This is a genomic window from Lysinibacillus sp. 54212 (assembly GCF_036662795.1).
Taxonomy (GTDB): domain Bacteria; phylum Bacillota; class Bacilli; order Bacillales_A; family Planococcaceae; genus Lysinibacillus_B.
Map to the genome: position 1 here is coordinate 127,523 of NZ_JBAFWZ010000006.1, position 25,599 is coordinate 153,121.

The window sequence follows — 25,599 nt, forward strand, 5'->3', positions numbered from 1 at the left end:
ATCTCGCGATAATAATCAGAAAGTTCAGTTTAAATTATGAATAAATTTTGTATTTTTTAAAAAGGCTCATTTCACCATTCTTCACGTTGCATTTCCTCAGCAATCACCTGCAAATCATAAGCATTAATACGTAAAAGTTCGTAACGATGGCTTTCCATAAATTTTTCAACAAGCCGTAATACATATTTAGGTGAAGCTTCATTATCCTCGTCATAAACGAGCAGCATGCCATCCGTATTGTTAATAATAAATTTATCCTTCTCAATAAATTGCCACGGTGCTTCATAGGGGCGCTTCGTTACACTTGTTACAAAATCGGCCTGGTTACTAATGTGAAGATATTGGGCTTGTTTTTGCTCGTTCCAGTTTTTCTCCTGTTCTAGAAAAGGCGTAATAATTGAATATTTTAGTGCCGGAAATTCCTGCTTTAAGGATAGCACTGTCTGGGCAGTCCATGTTTCTACCCCAGGCTGACCACTAATCACAACCCATTCTAGACCTTCATCTGCAAGTGTATATAGTTGGTCGTAAAGCGCCTTTTTAATGATGGCAATACCAGGATGCTTGTCATTAAATATACCGAGCTCATGTGGACGGTAGCCTGTAACGTAAATTGTATTCAAATTGTGAACTCCTTTTGATAATTTTTGATTATTCTTCGTAGTTTTGTAGAAAATCTGAAACTATTATAAGAAAATCGCGTAGTAATAGTATAAACTTCATTAGAATTAGCAGAGGTGTTTTATATTTTATATTATAAGTTGTTTGAGCATGAAACAAGCACTGAGTGGGTGTTATTTGTGCACGGTGCTGGTGGAAGCTCTTCTATTTGGTTTAAACAGATAAGAGAGTATAGAAAGTATTTTAATGTTGTATTACTCGATTTACGTGGTCACGGAAAGTCAAAAAAACCATTACTCGGTAAAAAGGATTACACATTCGATTTAGTAAGTAGGGATATTATCGAAGTAATGGATCATTTAAAGATAGAAAAAGCCCATTTTATCGGGATTTCCCTCGGGACAATACTTATTCGTAGCATTGCAGAGCAACATCCAGAGCGTGTACAAAGCATGGTGCTAGGTGGGGCGGTAATACGCATTACGCCGAAGCTAGATGTGCTGCTAAAGCTAGCTAATGCATTGAAGTACTATGTACCATATATGTGGCTATATCGTTTTTTAGCATGGATTCTTATGCCGAAAAAATCACATAGGCAGTCACGCTTCTTATTTGTTACGGAGGCGAAGAAGGTTCATCAAAAGGAATTTTTACGATGGTTTAAGCTTACCTCCTCTATTGCTTCAATTTTACTTGAATACGGTGAAAGGGATACAAAAATACCGACGCTTTATATTATGGGGGCGGAGGATTATATGTTTTTAATTCCAGTACAAGAAATTGCAAGTCGCTTTGAGCTAAGTAGCATCGAAGTTATTTCGGACTGCGGACATGTATGTAATGTTGATCAGCCAAGGAAATTTAATGAACTATCCATTGATTTTATCGAGAGGCATGCAATTGTATAACAACTAGTAGAGGGCTAATAGGGGAATATTTCCTATTAGCTTTTTTGTAGAGTATTAATGGTAGAAGGTTGTTTTGTTGAGTCGCATTTGTTAGGTTGATGGTTTTTGAAGGATTGTTAATATATACTAAATATGTAATAAGAATTAGCGGATAATCGGGGGTTATTATTGTGAATGTAGAATTAACAAGATTTAGAGTGAAGAAGGGGAAATCAGAGCGTGTAGATGAATGGTTAGCATTTCTAAACGACAATATGAAAGACGTACTTGTAACCCTTGAAGGTGAAAAAATGTATGTTGAAACGATATTTAGAGAGCTGTTAAATGGTGATGAGTATTTATATTGGTATTCGGTTCAAGGTGTAGGTGGTATTGAAGTAGATGATTCAGAGCATTGGATCGATAAAAAACATCTAGAGTATTGGGAAGAATGTATTGACGAAACATTTAGGCCTGTGGATTTAAAAACAGAAGTTGTCATGATTCCTGAAAAAATAAGAGAAAATATGATATAAATTCGACCTCCTATTCGAGGTCTTTTTCTTATTATTAAATATTGATTTTAGAAAAAAAGACTGCAGATCATCTCTCAAAGATTTTGGAGTTATCTACAGTCTACATCCTTCAATTAAGAGGAGCTATTTCTATATTTAAGAGAATAAAGAGCGTATTTTTTCAATTGCCCAGTCCAAATCCTCCTTAGAGATGATTAATGGTGGGGCGAAGCGGATAACTGTGTCATGCGTTTCTTTGCATAGTAAACCTTTTTCCATTAGTTTCTCGCAATATGGTCGTGCAGCTTCTGTTAGCTCTAATCCGATAAATAGACCGCGTCCTCGTACTTCTTTGATGGAAGGGTGGTTAATTTGGCGAAGTGCCTCCTGAAAATAATTTCCGAGCTCTAGTGAACGAGAGACTAAGCTTTCATCCTCGATTACGTCTAATGAAGCAATCGAAACAGCACAGGCAAGTGGATTCCCACCAAATGTAGAGCCGTGTGAGCCAGGGTTAAAGACACCTAACACATCTTGGTTCGCCACGATGCAGGAAATAGGGAATACACCTCCACCAAGAGCCTTTCCTAAAATCAATACGTCGGGTGTAATGTCTTCCCATTCGTAGGCAAACATTTTACCTGTTCGGCCTAGTCCAGTCTGTATTTCATCCAAAATGAATAGGACATTGTGCTCCTTACATAGCGCCTCGGCAGCCTTTAAAAACCCTTCAGGTGGAATAATAATGCCTGCCTCACCTTGTATTGGTTCGACGATAAATGCGGCTGTATTTGGTGTAATAGCCTTCTTCAATGCTTCGATATCCCCGTAAGGAATGAGACTAAACCCCGGCAGTAGGGGACCGAAGCCACGTTGATATGCTGCCTCAGATGATAGCGAAATAGCAGCCATTGTTCGACCATGGAAGTTGCCAGTACAGCCGATTATTTCTGCACTGTTTTCCATTACTCCCTTTACATCATAAGCCCAACGACGTGCCGCCTTAATGGCAGTTTCCACCGCTTCAGCCCCAGTATTCATTGGTAAGACTAAATCTTTTTTTGATAATTTCGCTACCTTTTCATACCAAGGTCCAAGCTGATCCGAATGGAATGCACGAGACGTTAATGTCACACGGTCTGCCTGATCCTTTAATGCTCGAATAATTTTAGGGTGACGGTGTCCTTGATTGACAGCCGAATAAGCAGATAGCATATCCAAATATTTATTTCCTTCTGGATCCTTTACCCATACGCCTTCCGCTTCTGAAATGACGATCGGTAGGGGGTGGTAGTTATTTGCACCGAAGGCAGTCGTTTGCTCAATGAGTTTCTTAGTTTTTGTCATGGTGTCTCCTCCTAGTAGCTTTCAGAAATTGTTTTTGCCTGCATATGCAGCGCTAAATAGTCTGGGCTACCTGCTTTAGAATCCGTACCAGACATATTGAAGCCGCCGAATGGTTGGTAGCCAACGATTGCGCCCGTACATCCACGATTAATGTACAGATTTCCAACCTGGAATTCTCGTTTAGCTCGTGAGATATGGTCAGCATTATTTGAAATGATGGCACCTGTTAAACCATATTCTGTGTTATTCGCAATTGTTAATAAGTGATCGAAGTCCTTTGCCTTGCAAAACGCCACAACCGGCCCGAATATTTCTTCCTGCATAAGACGGGCATTTTCATCAACATCTGCTATAATCGTCGGCTGTACAAAGTAGCCTGTGGAATCATCGGCTTCACCACCGTAAACGATACGGCCTTCTTTTTTGCCGATTTCGATATAGCTTGATATTTTTTTAAATGATTTTTCATCTATAACTGGTCCCATAAATGTTGCTTGCTGGGCAGGGTTCCCTACTCTAAGTGCCTTTGTTTTTTCTACAACCCTTTCAAGCACTTCATCGTAAATACTTTCATGAATCACTGCACGAGAGCAGGCGGAGCATTTTTGCCCTGAAAAACCAAATGCAGAGCCTACGATAGATGAGGCAGCTAGCTCTACATCAGCGTCGCTGTCAACGATGATCGTATCTTTACCACCCATTTCTGCAATGACACGCTTTAACCAAATTTGCCCATCATGCACTTTTGCAGCGCGCTCATAAATTCGACAGCCAACAGCACGTGATCCAGTAAATGAAACAAATCGTGTCTGAATATGGTCCACTAAGTAGTCACCAATTTCAGCGCCAGACCCAGGTAAGTAGGAGAGGACACCATCTGGTAACCCAGCCTCTTTCATTACTTCTACAAATTTTGAAGCGATAACAGGCGCCGTTTCTGCTGGCTTTAATACGACTGTATTACCCGTAACAATCGCTGCGACAGTTGTTCCAGCCATTATGGCAAGTGGGAAATTAAACGGTGAAATAATGATTCCTACACCTAATGGAATATAGCCAAATTCATTATGCTCTCCGTCTCGACTCATCACTGGCTTGCCTTGAGCGAGCTCCACCATTTGACGTGCATAATATTCAAGAAAATCAATACATTCCGCCGTATCTCCATCAGCTTCATTCCACGGCTTACCGACTTCCTTCACAAGCCAAGCTGAAAATTCATGCTTTCGACGACGAATAATTGCAGCAGCGCGGAATAAAATCCCTGCCCGTACTTCAGGGTCTGTATATTGCCAAGTTTTAAAACTTTCAGCCGCAGTTGCAATGGCTTTTTTGGCTAGTTCAACATCGGCCTGATGCACTGTTCCGATGACCTCATTTTTATTTGCGGGGTTAATCGATTCGACAGTATTATTTGTTTTATATGCCACGCCGTTAATTTGAATTGGGTATTCGAGCCCTAATTCGCTATTGACCTTTTTAAGCGCTGCAAGAAAAGCTGTAGCTTCCTGTTCGTTTTGGAAATTTGTGAATGCTTCGTGTTTATAGGGTACTGGCATAGATAAAAAACCTCCTCGAAATTTGTATGACTATCAACTTTCTGAAAACTTATCATCCTAGCTTCCTATGGATTAATTTAAGGATAACAAATCTACTTACAATTATGCTAATAAAAGGATAGTAGTGAAAATAAGAAAAGCGCATTTGCTGCGCCCATTTGTACGTGACAAGCGCCTGAGAGCGTGCGGCGCGAATGCCTCGAAACTTTTTAAACTAAAAAAGGGGCTGCTTCAACGCAGCCCCTTCTGGAGAAGTTACCCAATTATGTCCATGAATCGCCCAATAAATTATAGAGTTCGCCCAATTCCTAGGGAGAATCGCCCAATTAATTAAAGAATACGCCCAATTCGCCGGGAGTACCGCCCAATCTAAAGATTCCTCAAACTTAAGCGTAGCTTTTCGGTTTTTTCCAAAATAGAGCAAGAACAAATCCGATGGCTAGAACAATCGTCGCAAAATAGTAAGGGTAGTTTAAATCGACATCAAATAAAATACCACCGATGATCGGACCGAAAATATTTCCGATACTTGTAAACATAGAATTCATTCCGCCGACAAAGCCTTGCTCATTGCCTGCTATTTTAGATAAGTAGGAGGTAACGGCCGGGCGCATTAAATCAAATCCGATAAATAACACGAACGTGACAAGTAAAATAGTGAAATACGTATGGACAATCGTCATTAAGAAGGTAAGGACTGCTGATACAAGAATGCTGTAACGAATAACACCAATCTCCCCAAGCTTTCTTGTTAATGGATCAAATAACACGATTTGCCCAATGGCGCCAACAATGGCACTCCCTGTAATGACAATAGCAATATCCTTAGGTGTAAAAGAAAATTTATGATCTACAAATAAACTAAATAAGGATTCGAAAGCGGCTAGTCCAAATGAAAAGATGAAAATAATAATAAACGCAATAAAATATTTAGGTACAAAAATTCTGGCAAGTCCAGTTTTTTCACCTTGCTCAGTAGTTACTGCTTCTTGTTGACGTTCTGGCTCTGTAAGTAATACAAGGGAAAGAATAGCTGCAACAATACCTAATACACCTGCAGAGTAAAACGGCATACGCGTACTAATTTCGGCTAAAAACCCACCAATTCCTGGACCAATAATAAATCCTGTAGAAATTGCGGCAGACATGTAGCCAAGTGCCTTTGATCTTGTCTCGGTAGTTGTAATATCAGCGATAAAGGCAGTAACAGCTGGCATAATAAATGCGGCACTCACTCCACCTAAAATACGAGATAAAAATAATATTTCAACCGTTTTTCCTATACCGAATAAAAATTCAGAAATGCCGAAGATGAATAGACCGATTACAATCATAATTTTCCGTCCGAATCGATCTACCCAACGACCCGAAAAAGGCGATACAATTAATTGTGTGATAGCGAAGGCCGCCACCATATAACCAACAACTTTACCGTTAATGGAAAGTTCATTCATAATCGTTGGTAGGACGGGTATAACAAGTCCAATCCCTAAAAAGGCGATAAACAAATTCATGAGTAAAATACTTAAGGTGACTTTTTGTTTTTTCGATCCCATGTTAATTCTCCTCTATCATTAAAAAAGTTACGTAAGCAAAAAAAGAAACCCTGAGAACAGGGCTTAAAGTGCATTGTAGTATTGTAATATAGCGGCAATGTAAGTGCTAGTGAAGTGACTTAATTAGCGCGATTTTTTTAACTCATATGTTCACTTTGCTGACAATTTAATAGTACAGCTTTTCGCTGTGTAAGTACTTGTCCGATAAATAAAATAATTAGTGCAAAGGCGACGATAGAACCAGCAAATATCAACGGTGCCTTGAAGCTTTTAAAATAACCTTCCAATATACTAGCGATGACAGGTCCAATAATTTGTCCAATTGCATAGAACGTTGTAAGAACGGAAACTACGACCCCGCTTTGTTTTGGGAAAAGTTGTCGACCATACCCTGTAGAAAGGGTAACAAGTCCAACAAACGTCATCCCGAATAAAAAAGCCGAAAGTAATACACTCCAAACGGTCTGAGTTAGTACCGGAAGCAAAATACCGAACACTTGTAATATGTATGCTACGTACATAATGGTTACGGGTTTAAAGCGAGACATGAGTGCCATCCAAATAGGGGCAGACGGTATGGCTGCAAGTCCAACAACGACCCAGCTATAGCTTGCATAGGCTCGTAAATTTTCGATGTTATAAATAATATCTACTAAAAACGTCCCTGTAATAATATAGCCTAAGCCTTCTAAACCGTAAGCCGCAATTAACCATGGCATAATACCACGCCAAATATTTGTATCATCAGTTTTAGGTAGCTTTTCCCCATCTTGAACAGATATACGTCTCCATAAAAATAATGTTGTGCATAAAAACAAACCTGATAAAAGACCAAGCCCTATCCACGTACCCTCCCAAGAATAGAATGCCTCAATAGAAGGAACAAACAATCCGGATATAGCAATACCGAGTCCAATCCCGCTAAATAAATAGCCAGACCACCGTGTCAGGTTATGCTGGGCTAGATAATCCATTATTAGGCTAGATGTTAAGACGAAAATAAATCCACTTGTAACGCCTGCAATTAAACGTAGGATCATCCAAAGAGCAAAAGAATGAGTGAAACCCATAAAAATAATTGCAGCTACATTCAGTACAACATTCCCTAATAAAAGCTCTTTTTTTCGTTTGTAAATGAAGGCCGCACCTAGAGCGCCTATAAAATAACCGATATAATTGCTTGAGGCTAACCAACCACCTGCCTCAAAAGAAAGTTTCTCATCGATTCGCATAAATGGCAGTAATGGTGTAAACGCGAATCGACTAATTCCCATGGCAACTACGAGAAATAATATTCCCCCAAATAATACTCCTGCATGTTGACGTGTCATAGCATATCCCCTTTATGAAATTATTCCCCTAAAATTATCTTAACATTGCGAAAAAAGCTGTGGTAGTTTATTTTAGGAAAACAACGAAATTAAATTTTAGAAGACGAAGGTAGTTTGCTCAATGGACTCTTCTGAAGTGTTTATTCCATCGTATTTACGCTACAATTACAATGAGAATTTATCCAATATGCTGTGAAAGGAAAGATCATATTGCTTTATAATCTAATGTTATTTATACATATTTTAAGTGCAGCTATCGCAATCGGCCCATTATTCGGGGTTTTTCCAATCCTGAACCGAATGAAAGAGGCACAGGATGCTAAAATTCTTGGGATGATAGAAGGACTACGAGGTTCAATACGGGCGATAGAGCTAGCGGGGCATGTACTCGTACCGAGTGGACTAGTTCTTATTTGGCTTGGTGGCTGGTCATGGACAACCTCGTGGGTAATCGTCACAATTCTTGTTATGTTAGGCTCATTATTTTTTTTAGCAAGGGCATTTAAACCAGCATGGCGGTTAGTTAGCGCGGAGGATTTTTCCAGAGAGCAATTTATTACGGTAATGAAAAATGCCACAATTAAATATATAGTAATAATGCTCATTATGCTTTGGCTTATGGTTGCCAAGCCTCATTTTTGGTAATTATGAAGTGGCTGAAGTGAGGGCAATTGTTTTCAGTTGGTATACGATTAATCTATTTTTATTTAAATGAAACAGCGCTCTGTGCATATGGTAAAATAATTTTAAAAATTTTCTGAATTAGAAAGAGGTGAACTAAAATGATGAATCTTTCATTATTTTTGATTATGTGTATCCTACTCATTATTTTACCGGGACCTGATACTGCAATAGCAACTAAAAACACATTAACAGTTGGGCGTAATGGCGGGTTAAAAACAATGCTAGGCTCTTGCAGTGGTCTCTTAATCCATACACTAGCTGCAGTAATCGGACTTTCAGCTATTATTGTTAAATCAGCCTATGTATTTGCCATTCTTAAATATGTCGGAGCAGTATACTTATGTTATTTAGGTATAAAAACACTATGGGCATTAAAAGCACTGCGTACACAACAGGAAGAAGCAGTGGGAGAGCTAAATACAACCGATAAATATAAAGATCACTCTTGCTTCAAGCAGGGGTTTTTAACGAATGTAACGAATCCAAAGGTTGCAGTGTTCTTTTTAACCTTTTTACCACAATTTGTTGATGGGAAAGGCGAGACATTCCTACCGTTTTTAATGATGGGCGTGATATACACTGTATTAACGGCTCTGTGGTTTATTTTTTATGTATATTTACTAGACCGGATTAGTGCTTTTATGAAAAAGCCTAAAACAAAGGTAATAATTGAAGGGGTAACAGGTGCCATCTTAATAGGCTTCGGTATTAAGCTTGCGTTCGAAAAGAGTCAATAAGAAGTGGCGCTACTCTAAAAATAAAAGAGTTGTCTATAATTAGGCAACTCTTTTTATGTTGCAAGAATTATGAAATTAACGATTTTATAACCTTCGAAACTACTGCACCTTCAGCTTTTCCGTTTAATAATGGCTTGGCAATTTTCATTGCATCTCCCATATTCATACCGCTTGCGATCCCTGCCTCGGATAATACAGCAGCGATTTCGTCTTCAGATAGTTGTTTAGGTAGGAAGCTTTTTAGTAAGACTAATTTAGCCTCTTCCTTTTCAATAAGGTCTGCTCGGTCAGCCTTTTGAGCACCGTCTAAAGCTTGGTTTGTTTGCTTTACTTCACGATTAATAACGGCAATTTCCTCTGCCTCTGTTAAAGCTGAACCTTTTTCCTTTTCGGCAGCATCTAGTCCAGACTTTAAAAGAGTTAGTACACCTTTTGCCAACGCATTTTTTTCCTTCATAGCAACTTTTAATTGCTCAAATACTTGCTGTTTTAACATATGCCTCTCTCCGTTTCTTTAAAGGATAAATTTATTATAGCACTTTGTAAAAAGGGAGAAAATTTTAGAAGTATTTTTGACGGAATGAGGGAAATGCTAATTTACAAAAGGGGCTAATTAACTTTAAATTCTAAATGTTTCTAATTAGAGTTAATAGTTTTAAATTTAATAATTAAATGCTACACTGTTTTTTGTGAAAAAAATCACAAAGCATCGAGAGTGAGTCGTATTTATCCAAAATTTACTTTTTATGCTCAGTGTATTAGGAGGAATTTCTTATGAATCGTGTACAGAATAAAGTTGCACTTGTTACAGGTGGAGCATCAGGAATTGGTTTATCAGCATCAAATTTATTAGCAAAAGAAGGCGCAAAAGTAGTTATTGCTGACTTTAATATTGATGGTGCTAAAGAAGCTGCAGAAGCATTAGTAAAAGAAGGCTACGAGGCATCTGCCATCTTCTTAGATGCTGGCGACGCAAAATCTATCGAGGATGCGGTTAACTTTACTGTTGAGCAATACGGCACTTTAACAGTTCTATTTAATAATGTTGGTTTAACTAACCTTCAAAAAGACTTAGACGTTTTAAATATCGATTTAGATGAGTGGGATCGCTTAGTAAATGTAAACTTAAAGTCAGTCCTACTTGGAAGTCGTTTCGCTATCCCTCATATGCAAAAAGCAGGTGGCGGCTCGATTATTAACACAGCTTCAATGGCAGGCTTTGCAAGCGATCAGCTTCGTACTGCATATGGTGCGACTAAGGCAGGCGTTGTAAATATGACAAAATATATTGCAACACAATACGGAAAAGATAAAATCCGTAGTAATGCAATTGCACCAGGCCTTATTTTAACACCAGCAGCTGAAAGAAATATGCCAAAAGAAATGCAAGATATCTTTATGAAATTTAATGCATTACCGTACCACGGTGAAGCAGATGATATCGGTCATGCAGTAGTATTTTTAGCTTCAGATGAATCTAAGTTCATGACTGGTCAAACACTTCAAATTGAAGGTGGCCACTACCTTGCTAATCCAACAATTGCAGATACGAACAATTGGATCGCTTCATTACAAAAGTAACAGTTAGAAAAAATATATGGGCTGTCCCTAAGGTCATCATCATGGCTTTTAGGGGCGGCCTTTTTTATTGTTAGAGGAAGAAATAACAGTGACACAACCCAATTATGATATTGATGCAAAGCCTAATGTATGTTCGAAAGATGCTGTAGAATGGGCAAAAGAAAATGGTATATCCTATGGCACTTATCTAAAACTCCCAGCTACACGAGAAGAACTAATTACAATGATTTATAATGTACAAACTAAATTGAAATGAGTTAAAGCCCGTTATCACTTTAATTAGTGGTAGCGGGCTTTCTAAATAAATACTATTCTAACAAGTTAATTATTTGTTGTTAAATTTGTAACATTATGTTAATTGTTATTTGTATTCTCCTTGTAAAGTAGGGGGATTGTTTTTTAGTGAAGTGAAGAAATAAAAGTGAAGAGGAGAGTTGAATCTTATGAAAAAAGTTTATTTGCATTTCTGATTTTTTATAACAGCGATGACGATTAATGGTAGTACAAATGCAGATATTGGTACAGTCCGAGTGTTTCATCTTATGGATTAACACCCCATGTTGACCACGCTATGGCGAATTGGAATGGTGTATCATCAAAAGTTAGCTTAAGTAAAACCAGTTCAAGTTCAACAGCTAATGCAAAAGTATATGTTGGGAGTAATAATCTTCCTCAAGGCTGGTATGGTCGAATTGATATGTATTCTTATAACTGGTTAGGACAAATAGTGGAACACAAACCTTCTGATGTAAAGAATGGGACGAATTTTGAAAAGGTAACGATACATATTGATAAAACACAAGCTACAGGTAAAGGTTTTTCGAGTTGGAATCAATTGGTGAAATTAGTTGTCATGAAATGGGCCACAGTTTGAGTCTAAACCATTTTGAAGATACTCCTGCGCACTCAAATTTTAGGTCATGGATGTATACGGGAGTATTTACGGATGGTGCTTACCCACCAGCAGACGATAAGTCGCATCTTCGTAGTAAATGGGGGAATTGAGAATGAAAAAGAAAATCATTGCTTCTCTAATAGTAGTTATTGGTATAGCTATTGGAGGATATATGGTTGCTGATCAAAAAATAGTAGAAGTAACTAATATTGAAAGTGGATTCATGATTTCATATGATAATTATCAAGATCGACTGGCTAATAGTGACTTGGTAGTAGTTGCCCAGTTAGCAGATGATCCAGTAAGTGTGGAGACTACTCTTAATGGTCTTTCAGATGGTTACCATTTAAGTAAAATTAAAATATCAAAAATTATTAAAGGTGAAATTAAAGGTGAAATTAATAAAAAAGTTATAGAAATTAGAGAACCGTATTTTATAAGAGAAAAAGGGGCTATGCCCGGTAAAGAAGAAGTATATTATGGGGACTACACAAAAATGGAGAAGGGTAAAAAATACTTGCTGTTTCTCGGATGGGGAGAAGCTTGGGGGCAGTATGGCATCTCTTCTTCACAAGAAGGAAAGTTTAATTTAGATGGTAAAGATAAGAATGAACTTAAGAAATATCAAGAAAACGATAAATTATTAAAATTAAAAAATGATATTTTTAAAAACAAAGAGATGCTAGAGTTAAAAGAATAATAGAAACTAGTTATCACTTATGGTGATAGATTATTTATAATAAGAATGTGCCCTTCACAATTAATGAGGGGCCATTTTTTATTGTCAAAATACAAACGAATATTCGTATATTAAAAGGGGGGTGGCAAAATGAAACGGCAGTTAATCAAAGCAATGCAGTATAATCAGTTAATCAATATAATGTACATGGCAAAAGACAACTCAATTACTAAACGATGTGTGAAAGTAATCAAATTGACTGGCGATACTATGCAAGCTTACTGTTTCATTCGCCACGCGAAACGTACTTTTAAAATTGAATACGTATTAGCTGTAATGCCAATCATCGATAGAGAGCGAATGGTTATATGATGGATTTTTTATGGAACTAAGGGAAGAAATAAGTCGATACGTTACACTAGAAGTATTATTGCGAACATTAGAGCGTGATAAAAACTATTTAACCAGTTTGAAAATGTCTGAGGTATTTAATGAATGGTACCAATTAAAAGTAAATGAAGTGTATGAAGAGTTTAAAAACGTAAAGAAAACGCTATACAATGCCGGTTGTCGAATTGATAAAGGCGAAAATGACGGCGTGATTACACAATATTTCGTGTTAATATGTGGTAAAACAGAAGAGAGCAGATACAGCAATATTACACTTAAAAATCGTGTGACTAATGAGATGCGGAAATTACTTGGAATGGAATACCGAAAACCATATGAACAAAAAGAGCCTTCCACAGATTGATGTGGAGGGCTTGTTTGTTGAGTAAATTAAAAAGCTAATCTACTTCTTCTTTATTAAATTTGATCTTTAACATTATCAATAACGGAATCAAATTTTTTATCGGTATCTAAACTTTCTGTTATCGTAAAGATATAACCATCTGGATCTTCTAAAGTTAATTCTTTTGCATTCCAGGGTTGAACTGTTGGTTCTTGAATAATATTTGTATTATTCTCCAACGCAAATTGATAAATTCTATTAATATTATTAGAAAATATATTGATAATTACTGAATTAGAAGAGTTGACCTGCTCATCCTGTATTAACATTAAATCTTGGTACTTTATCCCTCTTAAATGTGACATTGTTATTATTCCATCGACACCTGGAAAATCGAATACCGAATCAAAATCCAACACGTTTTTATACCACTCTTTTGATTTTTCAATATCTTTCACTTTTAGCTTAATAAATAGGGGCATCTGATAAAATTCGTGCATTTTCGTTTCCTCCTTTAGGATTATACAATAACCATAAGGGTTTACGCTGCGTTAAAGTCAATACAAAAAACAGACAACATTATTTGTCGTCTGTTTAAAATAGTTTCTTAATTGATCTTTTTAATGATGGCTTACGTTTCTTTTTGATTAATGGCTTTGGCTTCGCAATCTTAACTGGTTTAATTTCAACTGCTTCATACAATGTCTTTTTTGCTTGCTACTTGGCTTGTCTCTTCTTTTTACTAATCAATCGTTTAAGCATGGTTAGCCCTCCACAATTCATAATCTACTTTACCAAATCATGGCAGAAATGAATAACTGTGTGGAAGGCGGTCTTTGTTATTGATTATTTTTAATTACAAAGAATTGTAACCCCGATTTAACCTCAACGCATATTCAGGAACAAAAAAGCACCTCAACCATTTTGGTTAAGATGCTGTATAAATCTTGATATAATAATACTTAAAGTAAAAGCCACGTATGCCGTATGTCTTATAGAAAGTTTTAAACCACCACTCCTCAAAGTGGGTGTTCGCAAAAGTTATCCTGTTTATCCTCGAGCACAAAGGGTCGAGGCCCGCCATTCCAACTTCGATGTAAAACTCCCTGCCATAGTATAAAGGTTAAAACTTAATATTTATACGTACAACGTAGCTTCAATATGTATTGTAATGCAGGTTTTTAATATGTGCAAGTAAGTGGTTTGCAAGAAAATTGTCAAATAAAAGAGCGTCGATTTCGAAAGTATTTCATGGTAAAGTCGTAAAAAATTCTTTGCGTTCCTTTTTGTTGCTTAATTTTCCGGATTCCGACCTTCGTTACAAACTATTTTATAAAAAAATAAAAAAAGCCTTCCATCTTGCGGAAAACTTTGAAGTCAGTTATTTATTTTGTAAAATTTCTTGGGTTAAATGAGTTAGGTCAATTTGTGTTTCCTCTGCCATGGCATCGTTTAATATTTCGTTTCGGAAATATTGAACACTATTTTTTAATGGTATTTCGATTAGCTTTGCTAATGCACTTTGATACATGTACACAAACTCTTTGTCCGTATTCCCACGTTTCAGCTCTGCAAAAGCCTCATAAAATTGGTCGAGCTTATCAGCAAATTCAAGTAACCGACCTTCTATAGTGCTGTCCTTGCCCTCTTTCATACGTTCAAAGAATATTTGTTGGTAATCGGGCGGTATTTCTTCCCGTATAAATTTTTCCATCATCTTTTCTTCTACATGGGCAAGCATTTCCTTTAATTCTGGAGAAGCGTGCTTCACTGGTGTTTTAATATCACCAATAAATACTTCGGCAAAATCATGATTAATCGTTTTTTCGTATAATGATTTCCAGTTGATCTTTGCACCATTCATTTCCTCAAGTGTACCGAAAAACATTGCATATTGAGATACCTTCCATGAATGCGCAGCAACATTGTGTTCCTCGAATTTGAAACGACCTGGACAACGAATAATTCGTTCTAAATCATTTAAACTTGTAAAAAACGTATGAATGCCTATAATAATCACTCCTTTTCCGTTTGTAATCTTATCTTACTATATGTATTCCCCTCATTGATGGAAATTTACTCTTATTTATAAAGAATTAATATGTCCTTAACATTAAAGGGTGAAATATGCGCAAAATAAAACACATCTTGCTCTCTTTAAGAGGGCAAAATGTGTTAAGTATCTACACTTGTATATCGATCGTTTGACCTTTGTGCGGATGTGTAGCGGCGGGCTGCTCAGGCATAGTTTCAAGCATTTGTACTGCACCAGCAGCGCCCATATTCATAGCTTTATCCATAATGCTCATTTGTAGAGTTTGCTGCAGTTGGGCAACTTGAGCTGACATAAGTGAATTGATTTCCATCCTAATCCCTCCTTTTCCTTTATATCGGATATATCAAATAGGTTTGTATAATAGTCTATGCCTGTTAATGTTACGAAAAAAAGTTATACGTCTGTAATAGGATGATGTGTCAAAAGAAGTCGCTAAATGCTATTAATAAGATATTCTAAAGTAATATACATACAAAATTATTCGTTAATATAGAAAAAACTGTATGGTATTTCGAAATAGTATTGTAAGGATCAATAGTGAATTTTGTTATCGGACTGCAATATTCTTTCTGTAGAGTTGATTCCGAGCACGACCGTGGAAAACATGCGGTATGAAGGACAACTTGGAGGGCCATCGAAAGACGAGGCGCTCCAATGAGGTTGTAAAACGGTCACAGTGAAAATTTTAAATTAAGATGAGTATTCCTTTGCCTCTCTATTCGTGATAAACGATTAGGAAGGTGATTTTATTAATCTGTCTTTGCAATTCCATGTATTTCAAGCATATTCCGATGTTTTTTAGTCCATGCTAAAAACACATCAAGGAGGGATTGCATGAAGAAAATATTTTTAGTAATGCTGCTATCGGTTGTAGTAGCTGGCTGCTCGTTATTTGAAAAGAAAGAGGTTATTCCGGTGACGGCACCAACGCCATTAACTGCTACTGCGAAGCTACAAAATAGTAGTGGAGAAGATGTTGGAGATGTAAAGTTCACACAAACAGAAACGGGTGTGGAGCTAACTGCGAATTTTGAAAATTTGCCAGAGGGTACCCATGCTATTCATATACATGATGTCGGTAAATGTGAGGCACCGACCTTTGAAACGGCTGGCGCGCATTTTAATCCACAGCATAAGGAGCATGGCATAGAAAATCCAAAGGGTCCTCATGCTGGTGATCTTCCGAATTTAGAAATTGGAGAAGATGGTACATTAGAAGTACGGTTTGTTTCGAAGGAGTTTACGCTAGAAAAAGGGAAGGATAACTCCTTATTTGATGAAGATGGAAGCTCTATTGTAATCCATGAGGGTGCAGATGATTATAAAACAGACCCTTCAGGAAATTCAGGAGCAAGAATTGCTTGTGGGGTTATCGAATAGTGAATAAATATTACAAAGTATGCGCGTTATTTCTCGTGCATGCTTTTTATTTGCTATAAATAATAACCTTCTACTAAAATACCTAAATTGTAATACTATTTGACATTTTTCGAAATATATATGTACAATAAACTATATTTTAAGTTTTCAGGGGGGAAAAACAAATGAAGAACAATAAGTTTCTTTTGTTCGCCATTTTAAGTGCATTCGTGCTAATTTTAGCTGCATGTGGTTCAAGTGATGGCGACAAGTCTACTGGCGATAAGTCAGGGGGAGATGACGCGGGTTCAAAAGATTATGGTGTAAAATATTTGAGTATTTTAACAGGTGGAACACAGGGTACGTATTATCCTTTAGGTGGTACATTTGCGGAATTCATTAAAAGTGAGACTGATATTAATACAACAGCTGAAGTTTCACAAGCATCTGCAGCAAATATGACAGCTTTACAAGCGGGTGACGGTGAAATCGCTTTCGTACAAACGGATATTGCTTACTATGCAATCAACGGCTTAGAAATGTTTAAAGAAGAGAAAATTGATACAGTTTCAGCTTTAGGTGCACTTTACCCAGAGACAGTACAATTAGTTACATTAGCAGACTCAGGCATTAAATCTTTTGAAGATTTAAAGGGTAAAAAAGTTTCAGTTGGTGCTCCAGGTTCGGGTACTTACGCAAACGCAGAGCAACTTCTTGAGATTCATGGATTATCTATCGAGGATGATATCGAGGCGCAAAATTTAGACTTTGGCGAATCGGCTGATGGAATTCAATCAGGTCAAATTGATGCAGCTTTCATTACAGCAGGTTACCCAACTGGCGCTGTTGAAGCATTAAATGCTACGAAAAATGTAAATATTATTCCTGTTTCTGCAGAAAAAGCAGCGGAATTAATTGAAAAATATCCTTACTATGCTGTGGATGCAATTCCAGCAGGCACTTACGGCTTAACGGAGGAAGTTCCAGCTGTATCGGTATTAGCGATGCTAGCAGTTAAAAAGGATCTTTCAGAAGATCTTGTATATGCAATGACAAAGGCAATATATGGTAACGCAAGTAAAATTAGTCACGCTAAAGGTGCATTCATCAAGGCTGAAACAGCTTTAGATGGTATCGGTATCGATGTTCACCCAGGTGCTAAAAAATATTTTGATGAAGTAAACAACTAATCAATGTAGGTGGGGCTCTGTTGCGTATAGCTTCGGAGCCTCTTTTGCATTGTGAGAGGTTTGGGAAGGCTTGAAAAAGATAATTTTTCTGCTAATTGCAATTATAGGTGCATTAGTTTTTTTGTTTTTGCCGATGATACCAGCGTATACTTTTTCTGAAACACGAGTGGATCAACCGACAATATATTATACATTATTAAAAGAAGATCGAAATTTTCAAATGACGTTTACTCATTCCATCCATCTAACAGAGGTTTTGGAAGCGTATAATGTACAGCCCTCTTTTGCTATTCGTCTAAAGTCAATGACGTATAGTGACGTTGCAATAGGGATGCCAGCTCATGCTGAAGAAGGGGAAACATTAGTTTATGAGGATGGAATGTATACGTTATTTTATGATGATAAGGTGTTACCGAATTTCACCTTATTCATTGGTGATGTTGACTATTCTTTACATTTTGTATATGAAAAAAAACGTTATGATCTAAAAAAGGAACTGAAACGTGGAAAGTCGTATTTATTTGAAGTGAAAAAAATATCTTTATATGAAAAGATGAAAGGAGTCGAGCTAAATGGAAAATAACAAAGAAATAAAAGAAAAAGATACATTCGACCAAATATCAGATGCTGACCAACAGGCTTTACTCGAAAAATACGATATTGAATCTAACACTCGTAATGTTGGTGGCATATTTAAGTGGATTATTTATTTTGGTCTTTTAGCTTTTTCATTGTTCCAACTGTATACGGCGATACAGGGCGTATTTCCAGCACAAATCCAACGTACAATCCACTTAGGGTTTGGATTAACATTTATTTTTTTACTATTCCCTGCAAGACGTAAAACGAAAAAGGATCGAATACCGTTTTACGATATTATTCTATCGTTGTTATCAATTGTTGTTGGTTCATACTGGACGTTAAATTATGAGCGACTTGTTAAAATGATTGGTCAATTAGAAACGATGGACTTCTATATTGGGATTTTGGCTATTGCTCTTGTTTTAGAAGCAGCAAGACGTGCGGTCGGTTTACCGATTACTATTATAGCTGGATTATTTTTAGCTTATGCATATTTCGGCCCGTACTTGCCAGCGTCTATTGCACACAGAGGGCAAAGCTTAGATAGTATTGCAAATCTTATGTATTTCTCAACAGATGGTATTTTAGGTACACCGATTAGTGTTTCTGCTACATTTATTTTTGTATTCTTACTATTTGGTGCATTTCTTGTGAAAACAGGTGTTGGTCAGTACTTTAACGATTTAGCAGTCGCGCTAGCGGGTAAGTTAACTGGTGGTCCAGCAAAAGTAGCAATCTTCTCATCTGCTTTACAAGGGACAATTTCAGGGTCATCAGTAGCGAATGTTGTAACATCCGGATCATACACAATTCCGATGATGAAAAAACTAGGCTACAAAAAAGAATTTGCTGGTGCTGTTGAGGCAGCGGCTTCAACAGGTGGGCAGCTTATGCCTCCGATTATGGGTGCGGCGGCCTTCCTAATGGTTGAGTTTATTGGTCGAGGGGTTACGTACTGGGACATCGCTAAGGCGGCAGCAATTCCTGCTCTATTGTATTTCGCAGGTATTTGGATTATGACGCACTTTGAAGCGAAGCGTTTAGGTCTTCGTGGCTTATCACCAGAAGAGATGCCAAATCGCAAGGAAGTCTTTAAAAAGATATATTTATTAATACCGATTATTCTAATTGTTGTATTAATGTTAGTTGGGGTTCCTGTTATGAAGGCGGCTTTATATGGTGTGCTAGCTAGTATTTTAGTTGGTATGTTTAATAAAGAGACGCGACTGGGTCCTTTAGATGTTTTAGATGCTTTAGTGGATGGTGCTCGTACAGCTCTGGGGGTTGTTGCAGCAACAGCATGTGCAGGTATTATTGTAGGGGTAGTCGTGAAAACTGGTTTAGGCTTAAGTTTAGCTAATAGTTTAGTAAGTCTAGCGGGTGGAAATATTTTATTAACTTTATTCTTTGTAATGATTGCTTCGTTAGTATTAGGAATGGGGGCACCAACTACTGCTAACTATGTTATTACATCAACTATTGCGGCGCCGGCTATTATTGCCCTATTGGCACCAGGTACGCCTCAAGAGCTAGTTCCGGTCGTAGTGTTATTATCAGCACATTTCTTTGTATTTTACTTTGGGATTATTGCCGATATTACACCACCTGTTGCGCTTGCAGCTTTTGCAGCTTCGGGTATTTCGGGTGGAGACCCAATTAAAACCGGTGTAAACTCTGCTAAGCTCGCCATTGCAGCGTTTATCATTCCGTATATGATTGTCTTCTCACCGGCGTTACTTATGGTAGATGTAACAGCAGGTCAAATCCTTTGGGTAACATTTACAGCTCTAATGGGAATGACTGCGATAGGTTCTGGAATCATTGGTTTTTGGTTCCGTAAAATTAATTGGCTAGAGAGAATTATTTTAGTAGGTGCAGGACTTGCTATGATTTACCCAGAATCGTTATCGGATACGGTTGGGCTAATTGTCTTTGCGGTAATGATTGCGTTCCAATGGTTCACTAAAAATAAAGGAAGCGGTTCAAATTTAGCTTCTTCATAGGAAAAAGAGGGTGTCCAGAAAGTTATTACTATCTGGACACCCCTTTCATCTCGTTTTGAGATAGGTTTTATGCTTATTATGCATACGAGTGATAAATTGGTTGAAAGTATAGAGTACTCCGTGTATAGTTTAATTATCAGAAAATTCTATATACAGGAGGTAGTTCAAATGACAAATTTATTACTTTCTAGATTCGAAACGTATTTATTGGATGAAGAGGTCGAAATGGAATGTTATGAGCAGCATGAAGAGCAAGTTTATCATATATATCTTGAACAATATCCAGAAGGTTTTTTCACAAGTTTATAACGAATAATTGAAAAGCTGGCATAGGCTAGCTTTTTTTCTTTTTAGCCTATAAATCAGTATAGAATAGGTGATTATCTACATTAGAAAAAAACTCATCTCACACTTTTACGAAACGAAATTTGTTTTTCGAATAAGTAGGCATTCTCGGTTAAACTTTCGGAAATAGTTATGTATAATATATTAAGTTAATTCGAAAAATTCGAGGTGCAAAATATGAAACAAGTGGCAACTATGAGAGACATCATTTTCGAGTGGTTTCATCATTTTCATGAAAATCCAGAAGTAAGCTGGAAGGAAGTTAATACAACAAAGAAAATAGCGTCAATTTTAGATTCTTTCAATATCAAGTACCATCTATTTGATGATGTGACGGGCATAATAGCTGAAATCGGTGAAGGAAAAGACGTGATCGCTGTTCGTGCAGATATTGATGCGCTATGGCAAGAGGTTGATGGCGTTATGAGAGCGAATCACTCTTGCGGCCATGATGCTAATATGTCGATGGTGCTAGGGGCAATGTATCAATTAAAGGATATGTCACTAAATAAACGTATTCGATTTATTTTCCAGCCTGCGGAGGAAACAGGTGGTGGTGCCTTGTCGATGATCGAACGTCATGTATTAAAGGATGTAACACACTTATTCGGCGTGCATTTAAGACCTGCCGAGGAGCTACCACTAGGTAAAGTAGCACCAGCTATCCACCATGGTGCGGCTGTATTTTTAGAGGGTAAAATCCATGGAATTGATGCGCACGGGGCTCGTCCACACCAAGGGAAAAATGCAGTGGATGTATTAATGGCTATTCAACAATTGCTGAAGAATTTGCACGTGGATCCATTTGAAGCATATTCAGCTAAACTAACAAAAATGGTAGCGGATGGCGGCAGTGTTAATATTATTCCTGGGAATGCAACATTCTCTCTAGACGTACGTGCGCAAAAAAATGAAGTGATAAGTAAGCTTCAAGCTCATATTGAAAAAGGCTTTACGAATATTGCAGCTCTATTCGACGTATCGATTGAGTGGGAGTGGCTCGATATGACACCTGGCGCAGAAGTATCAGAAGAGGCAGCCAGTATTGCAGAGCGATCGATTATTGAGGAGCTTGGAACAGACTATTTAGCGCCAGCAGTAGTCACGCCGGGAAGTGATGATTTCCACTTCTATACGATTCAGGAGCCGAGTTTAAAGGCAGCTATGATTGGTGTAGGAGCCGACCTAACACCTGGCTTACATCACCCAAAAATGACTTTTAAAAAAGAGGCTCTACTAATAGGAGCAAAAGTATTAACAACAACGTTAAAAAATGCAGCAAGAGGATGAAAAACATGAAGATTAAACAGTTAGAAATTTTTGCAATCGATTTACCATTAGTTGAACCATTTATTGTGAGCTACGATACGTATCCATCTATGCCTTCAATTATCGTTAAACTAACAACAGAATGCGGCTTAGTCGGTTGGGGTGAATCTGTGCCAGATGATCACGTTACAGGAGAAACATTCGAGGGGACATATGCTGTCATAAAGGATCGATTGGCTCCTAAATTAATCGGTGCTAACCCAATGGAATTTGAAAAAATCCATGAGCTCATGGATAAGCTTGTAAAGGATGCGCCAGCAGCAAAAGCAGCAATTGATATTGCATGCTTTGATGTAACGGGAAAAAAACTAGGTGTACCTGTTTATCAACTAATCGGTGGCCGTTATCATGAGAAATTCCCTGTTACCCATGTATTAAGCATAGGTGAGCCGGAAAAAATGGCACGTGAAGCCGAGGAGCGTGTTGGCGAGGGGTATCGCTCATTTAAAATGAAGGTTGGGCGGGATGTGGCAAGTGATGTTGCCCGTATCCAAGCGGTACGTGAGCGTGTCGGAATCGACATTGCCATTCGTGTAGATGTCAATCAGGGCTGGAAAAATAGCGGCAATACGTTACAGGCGCTTCAAGCCTTACAGGGAGCAGGTCTTGATTGGCTAGAGCAGCCTGTTGTAGCAGATGATATCGATGCTATGGTTGAAATTAAATCCAAAACAACAGTACCAGTCATGATTGATGAGGGTCTTTGCGGAGTACGTGATATGCGCGAAATCATTGCCAAGCGTGCGGCCGATAAAGTAAATATTAAATTAATGAAGTGTGGAGGCATTTACCCTGCCATGAAGCTTGCAGCAATGGCAGAAATGGCAGGGATGGAGTGCCAAATTGGGTCGATGCTAGAGTCTTCGGTAGGTTCTTCAGCTGGCTTCCATGTTGCCTTTTCGAAAAAGGTTATGACAAGTGTAGAGCTGACAGGTCCCTTGAAATTCTCGAAGGATATTGGCGATTTAAAAGCGAGCTATAAAATTCCTTTTATTGAGCTTGGAGCAGGTAAGGGTCTAGGCGTGAAAGTTGATGAAGGCATTTTAGCTGAGCTAACACAGTATAGTGATGTGGTGAAAGGGTAATGGCGCTAGATTTCACGTATCGACTGTTAACAGAAAAGGACTTAATATCGATCCAACGACTTCAAGAGGCGGTTTGTGCTGCTCTTGAAAATCCAGAAATTTTACAGCCATTAAGTGAGAGCGAGCTCCTGCATATATTAAAGGGGCGTGGCGCAATGCTTGGTATTTTCGTGGATAGTCAATTAATAGCGTTTCGAGCGCTGCTAAAACCAGATGTAGAGGAAGAAGAGCATTTAGGTATCGATGTTGGTGCAGAGGATTTATCACGTGTACTGTATCAGGAAATTTCAAATGTACATCCGGAATTCCGTGGTCATGGTTTGCAGAAGACGATGGCAAAGTTAATTATGCAAGAGGCTGATCTAAACGCAGTTGATTGGATATGTGCTACTGTTATGCCTTACAATATTGCTAGCTTGAAGGATAAATTTGCACAAGGAATGCAAATTTTTGCGCTAAAGTATAAGTATGGTGGGAAGTTACGATATGTTTTTGGTAAAAAGCTTGGAGTAGAGGTAGCCCTTACTTCAGAAGAGGTTTTAGTATCGATGGGGGATACAGAGGCACAGCAACAATTACTTGCAAATGGCTATGTAGGTATCGGAATGCAAAGCTCTAATGGGGATTGGTTAGTTCAATATAGGAAATAATTAATTAGTAGCGGTTCGAAGCTTTTTAGTTTCGAATCGCTTTTCTTTTTTTAGTGCTTTGACAGAAAAAGCTCTATTCAGTCTGATCTATCTAGAGAAAAATAGTTCCAGTCAGGCTATCGGTATAGCGATTATAGCAGGAACACTATTGCATTAACGTTACCTTTAGGAGGTTGATTATAGAGCTTTAATTTCTAATCAACCTCATTGCATAAATACATTGTAGAGCTTTTATAACACATCTAAAAAGGAAGTGATTATTTCAGCGGGCAGAACCCACAAGCGATTAAGCCAGGAATATCCTTAGAAAAGCAGCAGCTTTTACGGACCGGTACATTGATGAGCTGAGAAGGGTTTAATCCACCTGTATATTCACGGAATAAGGATTTGTTAGAAAAGTAGCGCCATACGTTGACGTCCTCTAGTATTTCGATATCTTCAAAGGCACGGTCGGAAAGCGCTGGGTTTTCTAGCAACGTATGATAATGCCAAAGCATGTATCCAAAAATATTTTCCCATATTGTTAATGGAGAAATCGTAGTTGTTTTACGAAGCTGCTGTACTATTTCGTAAGTTTGTTTAAATAGTATTTGTGTCATAACAGCTTCTCGCTCTTCATCCTCTACATAACGAAAATCATTCTGAGTAATAAAAGTCCCTAACGTACGAATACCATATTCCTCTATCACTGCAAAGCGAATGTCCTTGAAATTTCCGTCCCAAACCTCATCGTATGCTGTTAACATATAAAACTGCATTGCAACAAACATACCGTAGCGACGACTGAAATGTGAAATCGCAGCCGCTTCGGTAGGAGCATTAGTAATCCCCATCATTAAATTGCGAAAATCCGTTAAATAAAAATCCTTTTGTAGATTTGCTAATGTGAATAGGGGGCGCTCAGGATCTTCTGTAAAAATGCTATATGAATTCAATTGACGAACTTGATCGTAAGAAAGTGCTGGCATAAAACTCACCTTTTCATCTTTTTTTAAAATAGTGTACCACTTATCACTATACAAAACCTTAAAAATTGTTTAAAATATATAAAACATATAAGAAAGGTTGGTTATTAAATGTCATCTATACCTTTATCAGTTCCTCGCCCGTTAGTTCGTGTTAATCAATGGACCATATTTATATCCGTCATACTTACTTGGGTAACAGGTTATGCATGGATCATATTAATTCCTCTTATTGCAAATTTACTTGGCATTACATTTGGGGTTAATCCGATTATGCGATTTGCCAAACTGTTTTTATTAAAGGAGCCAAAGAGCTATATTCCAGAGGATCCGGTTCAGCAAAGATTTAACTCAAGTATCGCCACGTTTTGCTTAGCGGGTGGCTTTATTAGCTTTAGTATCGGTTGGAATACTATTGCATATATATTTACAGCTATGGTTGCTATCGCTTCATTTATTGCTATTCTTGGCTTTTGTGTGGGCTGCTTTGTTCATTTTCAGCTAAACCAATTAATTTACAGACGTGCGCAAAAACAACGATTAAAAGAAAATTAAAAAAGTGTAAAAACATGTTGACTCCATAACTGATAACGATTATCATTATCACATAAGCAATATTACTCGCTTGCAATTCAGTGCAGGTGAGTTTGAACTTTAGCTGCTTTTCTCCAGAAGTTCGCTAGTTCATAATTGCGTTCTAAACCCCCCTCATTTTAGAACGTATTTTCAAATGTAACGGCAGCATAGATTGTTTGTCGTTGATTAGTTTTTCACCCTTTATTTTCTTCAAAGCTTCTCTTATTGTAATAAGAGAAAATTACACGCCAAAATCCTTCGACAAGATTTTGGCGTCTTTTTTATTTTGAATTCCGAAAAGCACGAACATTATTTTGGATTGAAGGGGAAGATG

At 37.7% G+C, this 25,599-nt stretch carries 29 protein-coding genes and 1 other RNA gene; 19 read left to right on the forward strand and 11 right to left on the reverse strand.

What is annotated here, in order from left to right; translation table 11 throughout:
• Window positions 1-71: 71 nt before the first annotated feature.
• Window positions 72-623 carry a DUF1273 domain-containing protein gene (locus V4T18_RS06160; RefSeq protein ID WP_332647682.1) on the reverse strand — a complete coding sequence of 184 codons (552 nt, stop codon included), beginning with the start codon at window positions 621-623 and terminating at the stop codon, window positions 72-74.
• A gap of 114 nt (window positions 624-737) precedes the next feature.
• Between V4T18_RS06160 and V4T18_RS06165 the strand changes: the two genes are divergently transcribed.
• Window positions 738-1,529 (forward strand): alpha/beta fold hydrolase, encoded by a 792-nt coding sequence (locus tag V4T18_RS06165; protein ID WP_332647685.1) that lies wholly within the window; start codon window positions 738-740, stop codon window positions 1,527-1,529.
• A gap of 170 nt (window positions 1,530-1,699) precedes the next feature.
• Window positions 1,700-2,044, forward strand: a complete 345-nt coding sequence (locus V4T18_RS06170) for a DUF6176 family protein (RefSeq protein WP_332647688.1) — start codon at window positions 1,700-1,702, stop codon at window positions 2,042-2,044.
• Window positions 2,045-2,179: 135 nt separating this feature from the next.
• Here the strand turns inward: V4T18_RS06170 and V4T18_RS06175 are convergent, their stop codons facing one another.
• From V4T18_RS06175 to V4T18_RS06190, 4 genes are all read right to left on the reverse strand, one after another.
• Window positions 2,180-3,370 carry an ornithine--oxo-acid transaminase gene (locus V4T18_RS06175; RefSeq protein WP_332647689.1) on the reverse strand — a complete coding sequence of 397 codons (1,191 nt, stop codon included), beginning with the start codon at window positions 3,368-3,370 and terminating at the stop codon, window positions 2,180-2,182.
• An 11-nt stretch (window positions 3,371-3,381) separates the two neighbouring features.
• Window positions 3,382-4,929, reverse strand: coding sequence for an L-glutamate gamma-semialdehyde dehydrogenase (gene pruA / locus V4T18_RS06180; protein WP_332647690.1), 1,548 nt, complete (start codon window positions 4,927-4,929; stop codon window positions 3,382-3,384).
• A 386-nt stretch (window positions 4,930-5,315) separates the two neighbouring features.
• Window positions 5,316-6,485: a multidrug efflux MFS transporter NorA gene (gene norA, locus V4T18_RS06185; protein ID WP_332647691.1), complete on the reverse strand. Its 1,170-nt coding sequence runs from the start codon at window positions 6,483-6,485 to the stop codon at window positions 5,316-5,318.
• A gap of 137 nt (window positions 6,486-6,622) precedes the next feature.
• Complete coding sequence (locus V4T18_RS06190; protein WP_332647693.1) at window positions 6,623-7,816, reverse strand: YbfB/YjiJ family MFS transporter; 1,194 nt, start codon at window positions 7,814-7,816, stop codon at window positions 6,623-6,625.
• Between the two features lie 225 nt (window positions 7,817-8,041).
• Here V4T18_RS06190 and V4T18_RS06195 point away from each other — a divergent pair, with 225 nt between their 5' ends.
• The gene (locus V4T18_RS06195) at window positions 8,042-8,461 is read left to right on the forward strand and encodes a hypothetical protein (protein WP_332647695.1); all 420 of its coding nucleotides are present in this window, start codon (window positions 8,042-8,044) and stop codon (window positions 8,459-8,461) included.
• 137 nt (window positions 8,462-8,598) lie between these two features.
• Window positions 8,599-9,237: a LysE family translocator gene (locus tag V4T18_RS06200; RefSeq protein WP_332647697.1), complete on the forward strand. Its 639-nt coding sequence runs from the start codon at window positions 8,599-8,601 to the stop codon at window positions 9,235-9,237.
• 67 nt (window positions 9,238-9,304) lie between these two features.
• On the opposite strand, the gene V4T18_RS06205 is transcribed toward V4T18_RS06200, so the two are convergent.
• Window positions 9,305-9,733, reverse strand: coding sequence for a GatB/YqeY domain-containing protein (locus V4T18_RS06205; protein WP_332647699.1), 429 nt, complete (start codon window positions 9,731-9,733; stop codon window positions 9,305-9,307).
• Window positions 9,734-10,011: 278 nt separating this feature from the next.
• Here V4T18_RS06205 and V4T18_RS06210 point away from each other — a divergent pair, with 278 nt between their 5' ends.
• The 6 genes from V4T18_RS06210 to V4T18_RS06235 all read left to right on the forward strand — a co-directional run bounded on the left by V4T18_RS06210 (window position 10,012) and on the right by V4T18_RS06235 (window position 13,146).
• Window positions 10,012-10,818 carry an SDR family NAD(P)-dependent oxidoreductase gene (locus V4T18_RS06210; protein ID WP_332647701.1) on the forward strand — a complete coding sequence of 269 codons (807 nt, stop codon included), beginning with the start codon at window positions 10,012-10,014 and terminating at the stop codon, window positions 10,816-10,818.
• An 88-nt stretch (window positions 10,819-10,906) separates the two neighbouring features.
• Complete coding sequence (locus tag V4T18_RS06215; RefSeq protein WP_332647704.1) at window positions 10,907-11,074, forward strand: hypothetical protein; 168 nt, start codon at window positions 10,907-10,909, stop codon at window positions 11,072-11,074.
• Between the two features lie 315 nt (window positions 11,075-11,389).
• Window positions 11,390-11,692, forward strand: coding sequence for a hypothetical protein (locus tag V4T18_RS06220; RefSeq protein ID WP_332647706.1), 303 nt, complete (start codon window positions 11,390-11,392; stop codon window positions 11,690-11,692).
• A gap of 133 nt (window positions 11,693-11,825) precedes the next feature.
• A complete protein-coding gene (locus tag V4T18_RS06225) occupies window positions 11,826-12,413 on the forward strand; it encodes a hypothetical protein (protein WP_332647708.1) in 588 nt (195 codons plus the stop codon).
• A 129-nt stretch (window positions 12,414-12,542) separates the two neighbouring features.
• Window positions 12,543-12,764, forward strand: coding sequence for a transcriptional regulator (locus V4T18_RS06230; protein ID WP_332647710.1), 222 nt, complete (start codon window positions 12,543-12,545; stop codon window positions 12,762-12,764).
• 10 nt (window positions 12,765-12,774) lie between these two features.
• Window positions 12,775-13,146: a hypothetical protein gene (locus tag V4T18_RS06235; protein ID WP_332647712.1), complete on the forward strand. Its 372-nt coding sequence runs from the start codon at window positions 12,775-12,777 to the stop codon at window positions 13,144-13,146.
• A 53-nt stretch (window positions 13,147-13,199) separates the two neighbouring features.
• Here the strand turns inward: V4T18_RS06235 and V4T18_RS06240 are convergent, their stop codons facing one another.
• The 4 genes from V4T18_RS06240 to V4T18_RS06255 form a co-directional block, all read right to left on the reverse strand.
• Window positions 13,200-13,625 carry a VOC family protein gene (locus V4T18_RS06240; protein ID WP_332647715.1) on the reverse strand — a complete coding sequence of 142 codons (426 nt, stop codon included), beginning with the start codon at window positions 13,623-13,625 and terminating at the stop codon, window positions 13,200-13,202.
• Window positions 13,626-14,092: 467 nt separating this feature from the next.
• Window positions 14,093-14,285: non-coding RNA, 6S RNA (gene ssrS / locus V4T18_RS06245), on the reverse strand.
• A 221-nt stretch (window positions 14,286-14,506) separates the two neighbouring features.
• Window positions 14,507-15,145 (reverse strand): YfbR-like 5'-deoxynucleotidase, encoded by a 639-nt coding sequence (locus V4T18_RS06250; protein ID WP_332647717.1) that lies wholly within the window; start codon window positions 15,143-15,145, stop codon window positions 14,507-14,509.
• Between the two features lie 163 nt (window positions 15,146-15,308).
• Window positions 15,309-15,491 (reverse strand): YjfB family protein, encoded by a 183-nt coding sequence (locus tag V4T18_RS06255; RefSeq protein ID WP_332647718.1) that lies wholly within the window; start codon window positions 15,489-15,491, stop codon window positions 15,309-15,311.
• A gap of 524 nt (window positions 15,492-16,015) precedes the next feature.
• On the opposite strand from V4T18_RS06255, the gene V4T18_RS06260 reads away from it, so the two are divergent.
• The 8 genes from V4T18_RS06260 (at window position 16,016) to V4T18_RS06295 (ending at window position 23,724) form a co-directional block, all read left to right on the forward strand.
• A complete protein-coding gene (locus tag V4T18_RS06260; RefSeq protein ID WP_332647720.1) occupies window positions 16,016-16,561 on the forward strand; it encodes a superoxide dismutase family protein in 546 nt (181 codons plus the stop codon).
• A 164-nt stretch (window positions 16,562-16,725) separates the two neighbouring features.
• Complete coding sequence (locus V4T18_RS06265) at window positions 16,726-17,730, forward strand: TAXI family TRAP transporter solute-binding subunit (protein WP_332647721.1); 1,005 nt, start codon at window positions 16,726-16,728, stop codon at window positions 17,728-17,730.
• Window positions 17,731-17,800: 70 nt separating this feature from the next.
• The gene (locus tag V4T18_RS06270; protein WP_332647724.1) at window positions 17,801-18,313 is read left to right on the forward strand and encodes a DUF1850 domain-containing protein; all 513 of its coding nucleotides are present in this window, start codon (window positions 17,801-17,803) and stop codon (window positions 18,311-18,313) included.
• Window positions 18,303-20,315: a TRAP transporter permease gene (locus V4T18_RS06275; protein WP_332647727.1), complete on the forward strand. Its 2,013-nt coding sequence runs from the start codon at window positions 18,303-18,305 to the stop codon at window positions 20,313-20,315. The genes V4T18_RS06270 and V4T18_RS06275 overlap by 11 nt, the downstream gene beginning before the upstream one ends.
• Before the next feature lie 168 nt (window positions 20,316-20,483).
• Window positions 20,484-20,624 (forward strand): hypothetical protein, encoded by a 141-nt coding sequence (locus V4T18_RS06280; RefSeq protein WP_332647730.1) that lies wholly within the window; start codon window positions 20,484-20,486, stop codon window positions 20,622-20,624.
• A gap of 213 nt (window positions 20,625-20,837) precedes the next feature.
• Window positions 20,838-21,950: an amidohydrolase gene (locus V4T18_RS06285; protein ID WP_332647732.1), complete on the forward strand. Its 1,113-nt coding sequence runs from the start codon at window positions 20,838-20,840 to the stop codon at window positions 21,948-21,950.
• A gap of 5 nt (window positions 21,951-21,955) precedes the next feature.
• Window positions 21,956-23,074, forward strand: coding sequence for a mandelate racemase/muconate lactonizing enzyme family protein (locus tag V4T18_RS06290; protein ID WP_332647735.1), 1,119 nt, complete (start codon window positions 21,956-21,958; stop codon window positions 23,072-23,074).
• A complete protein-coding gene (locus V4T18_RS06295) occupies window positions 23,074-23,724 on the forward strand; it encodes a GNAT family N-acetyltransferase (protein WP_332647737.1) in 651 nt (216 codons plus the stop codon). Before V4T18_RS06290 ends, V4T18_RS06295 begins: the two co-directional genes overlap by 1 nt.
• Before the next feature lie 257 nt (window positions 23,725-23,981).
• Here V4T18_RS06295 and V4T18_RS06300 read toward each other — a convergent pair whose 3' ends face one another.
• Window positions 23,982-24,692 carry a Fe-S oxidoreductase gene (locus V4T18_RS06300; RefSeq protein ID WP_332647740.1) on the reverse strand — a complete coding sequence of 237 codons (711 nt, stop codon included), beginning with the start codon at window positions 24,690-24,692 and terminating at the stop codon, window positions 23,982-23,984.
• Between the two features lie 108 nt (window positions 24,693-24,800).
• Between V4T18_RS06300 and V4T18_RS06305 the strand changes: the two genes are divergently transcribed.
• Complete coding sequence (locus V4T18_RS06305; protein WP_332647742.1) at window positions 24,801-25,244, forward strand: DUF4395 domain-containing protein; 444 nt, start codon at window positions 24,801-24,803, stop codon at window positions 25,242-25,244.
• Window positions 25,245-25,599: the final 355 nt, after the last annotated feature.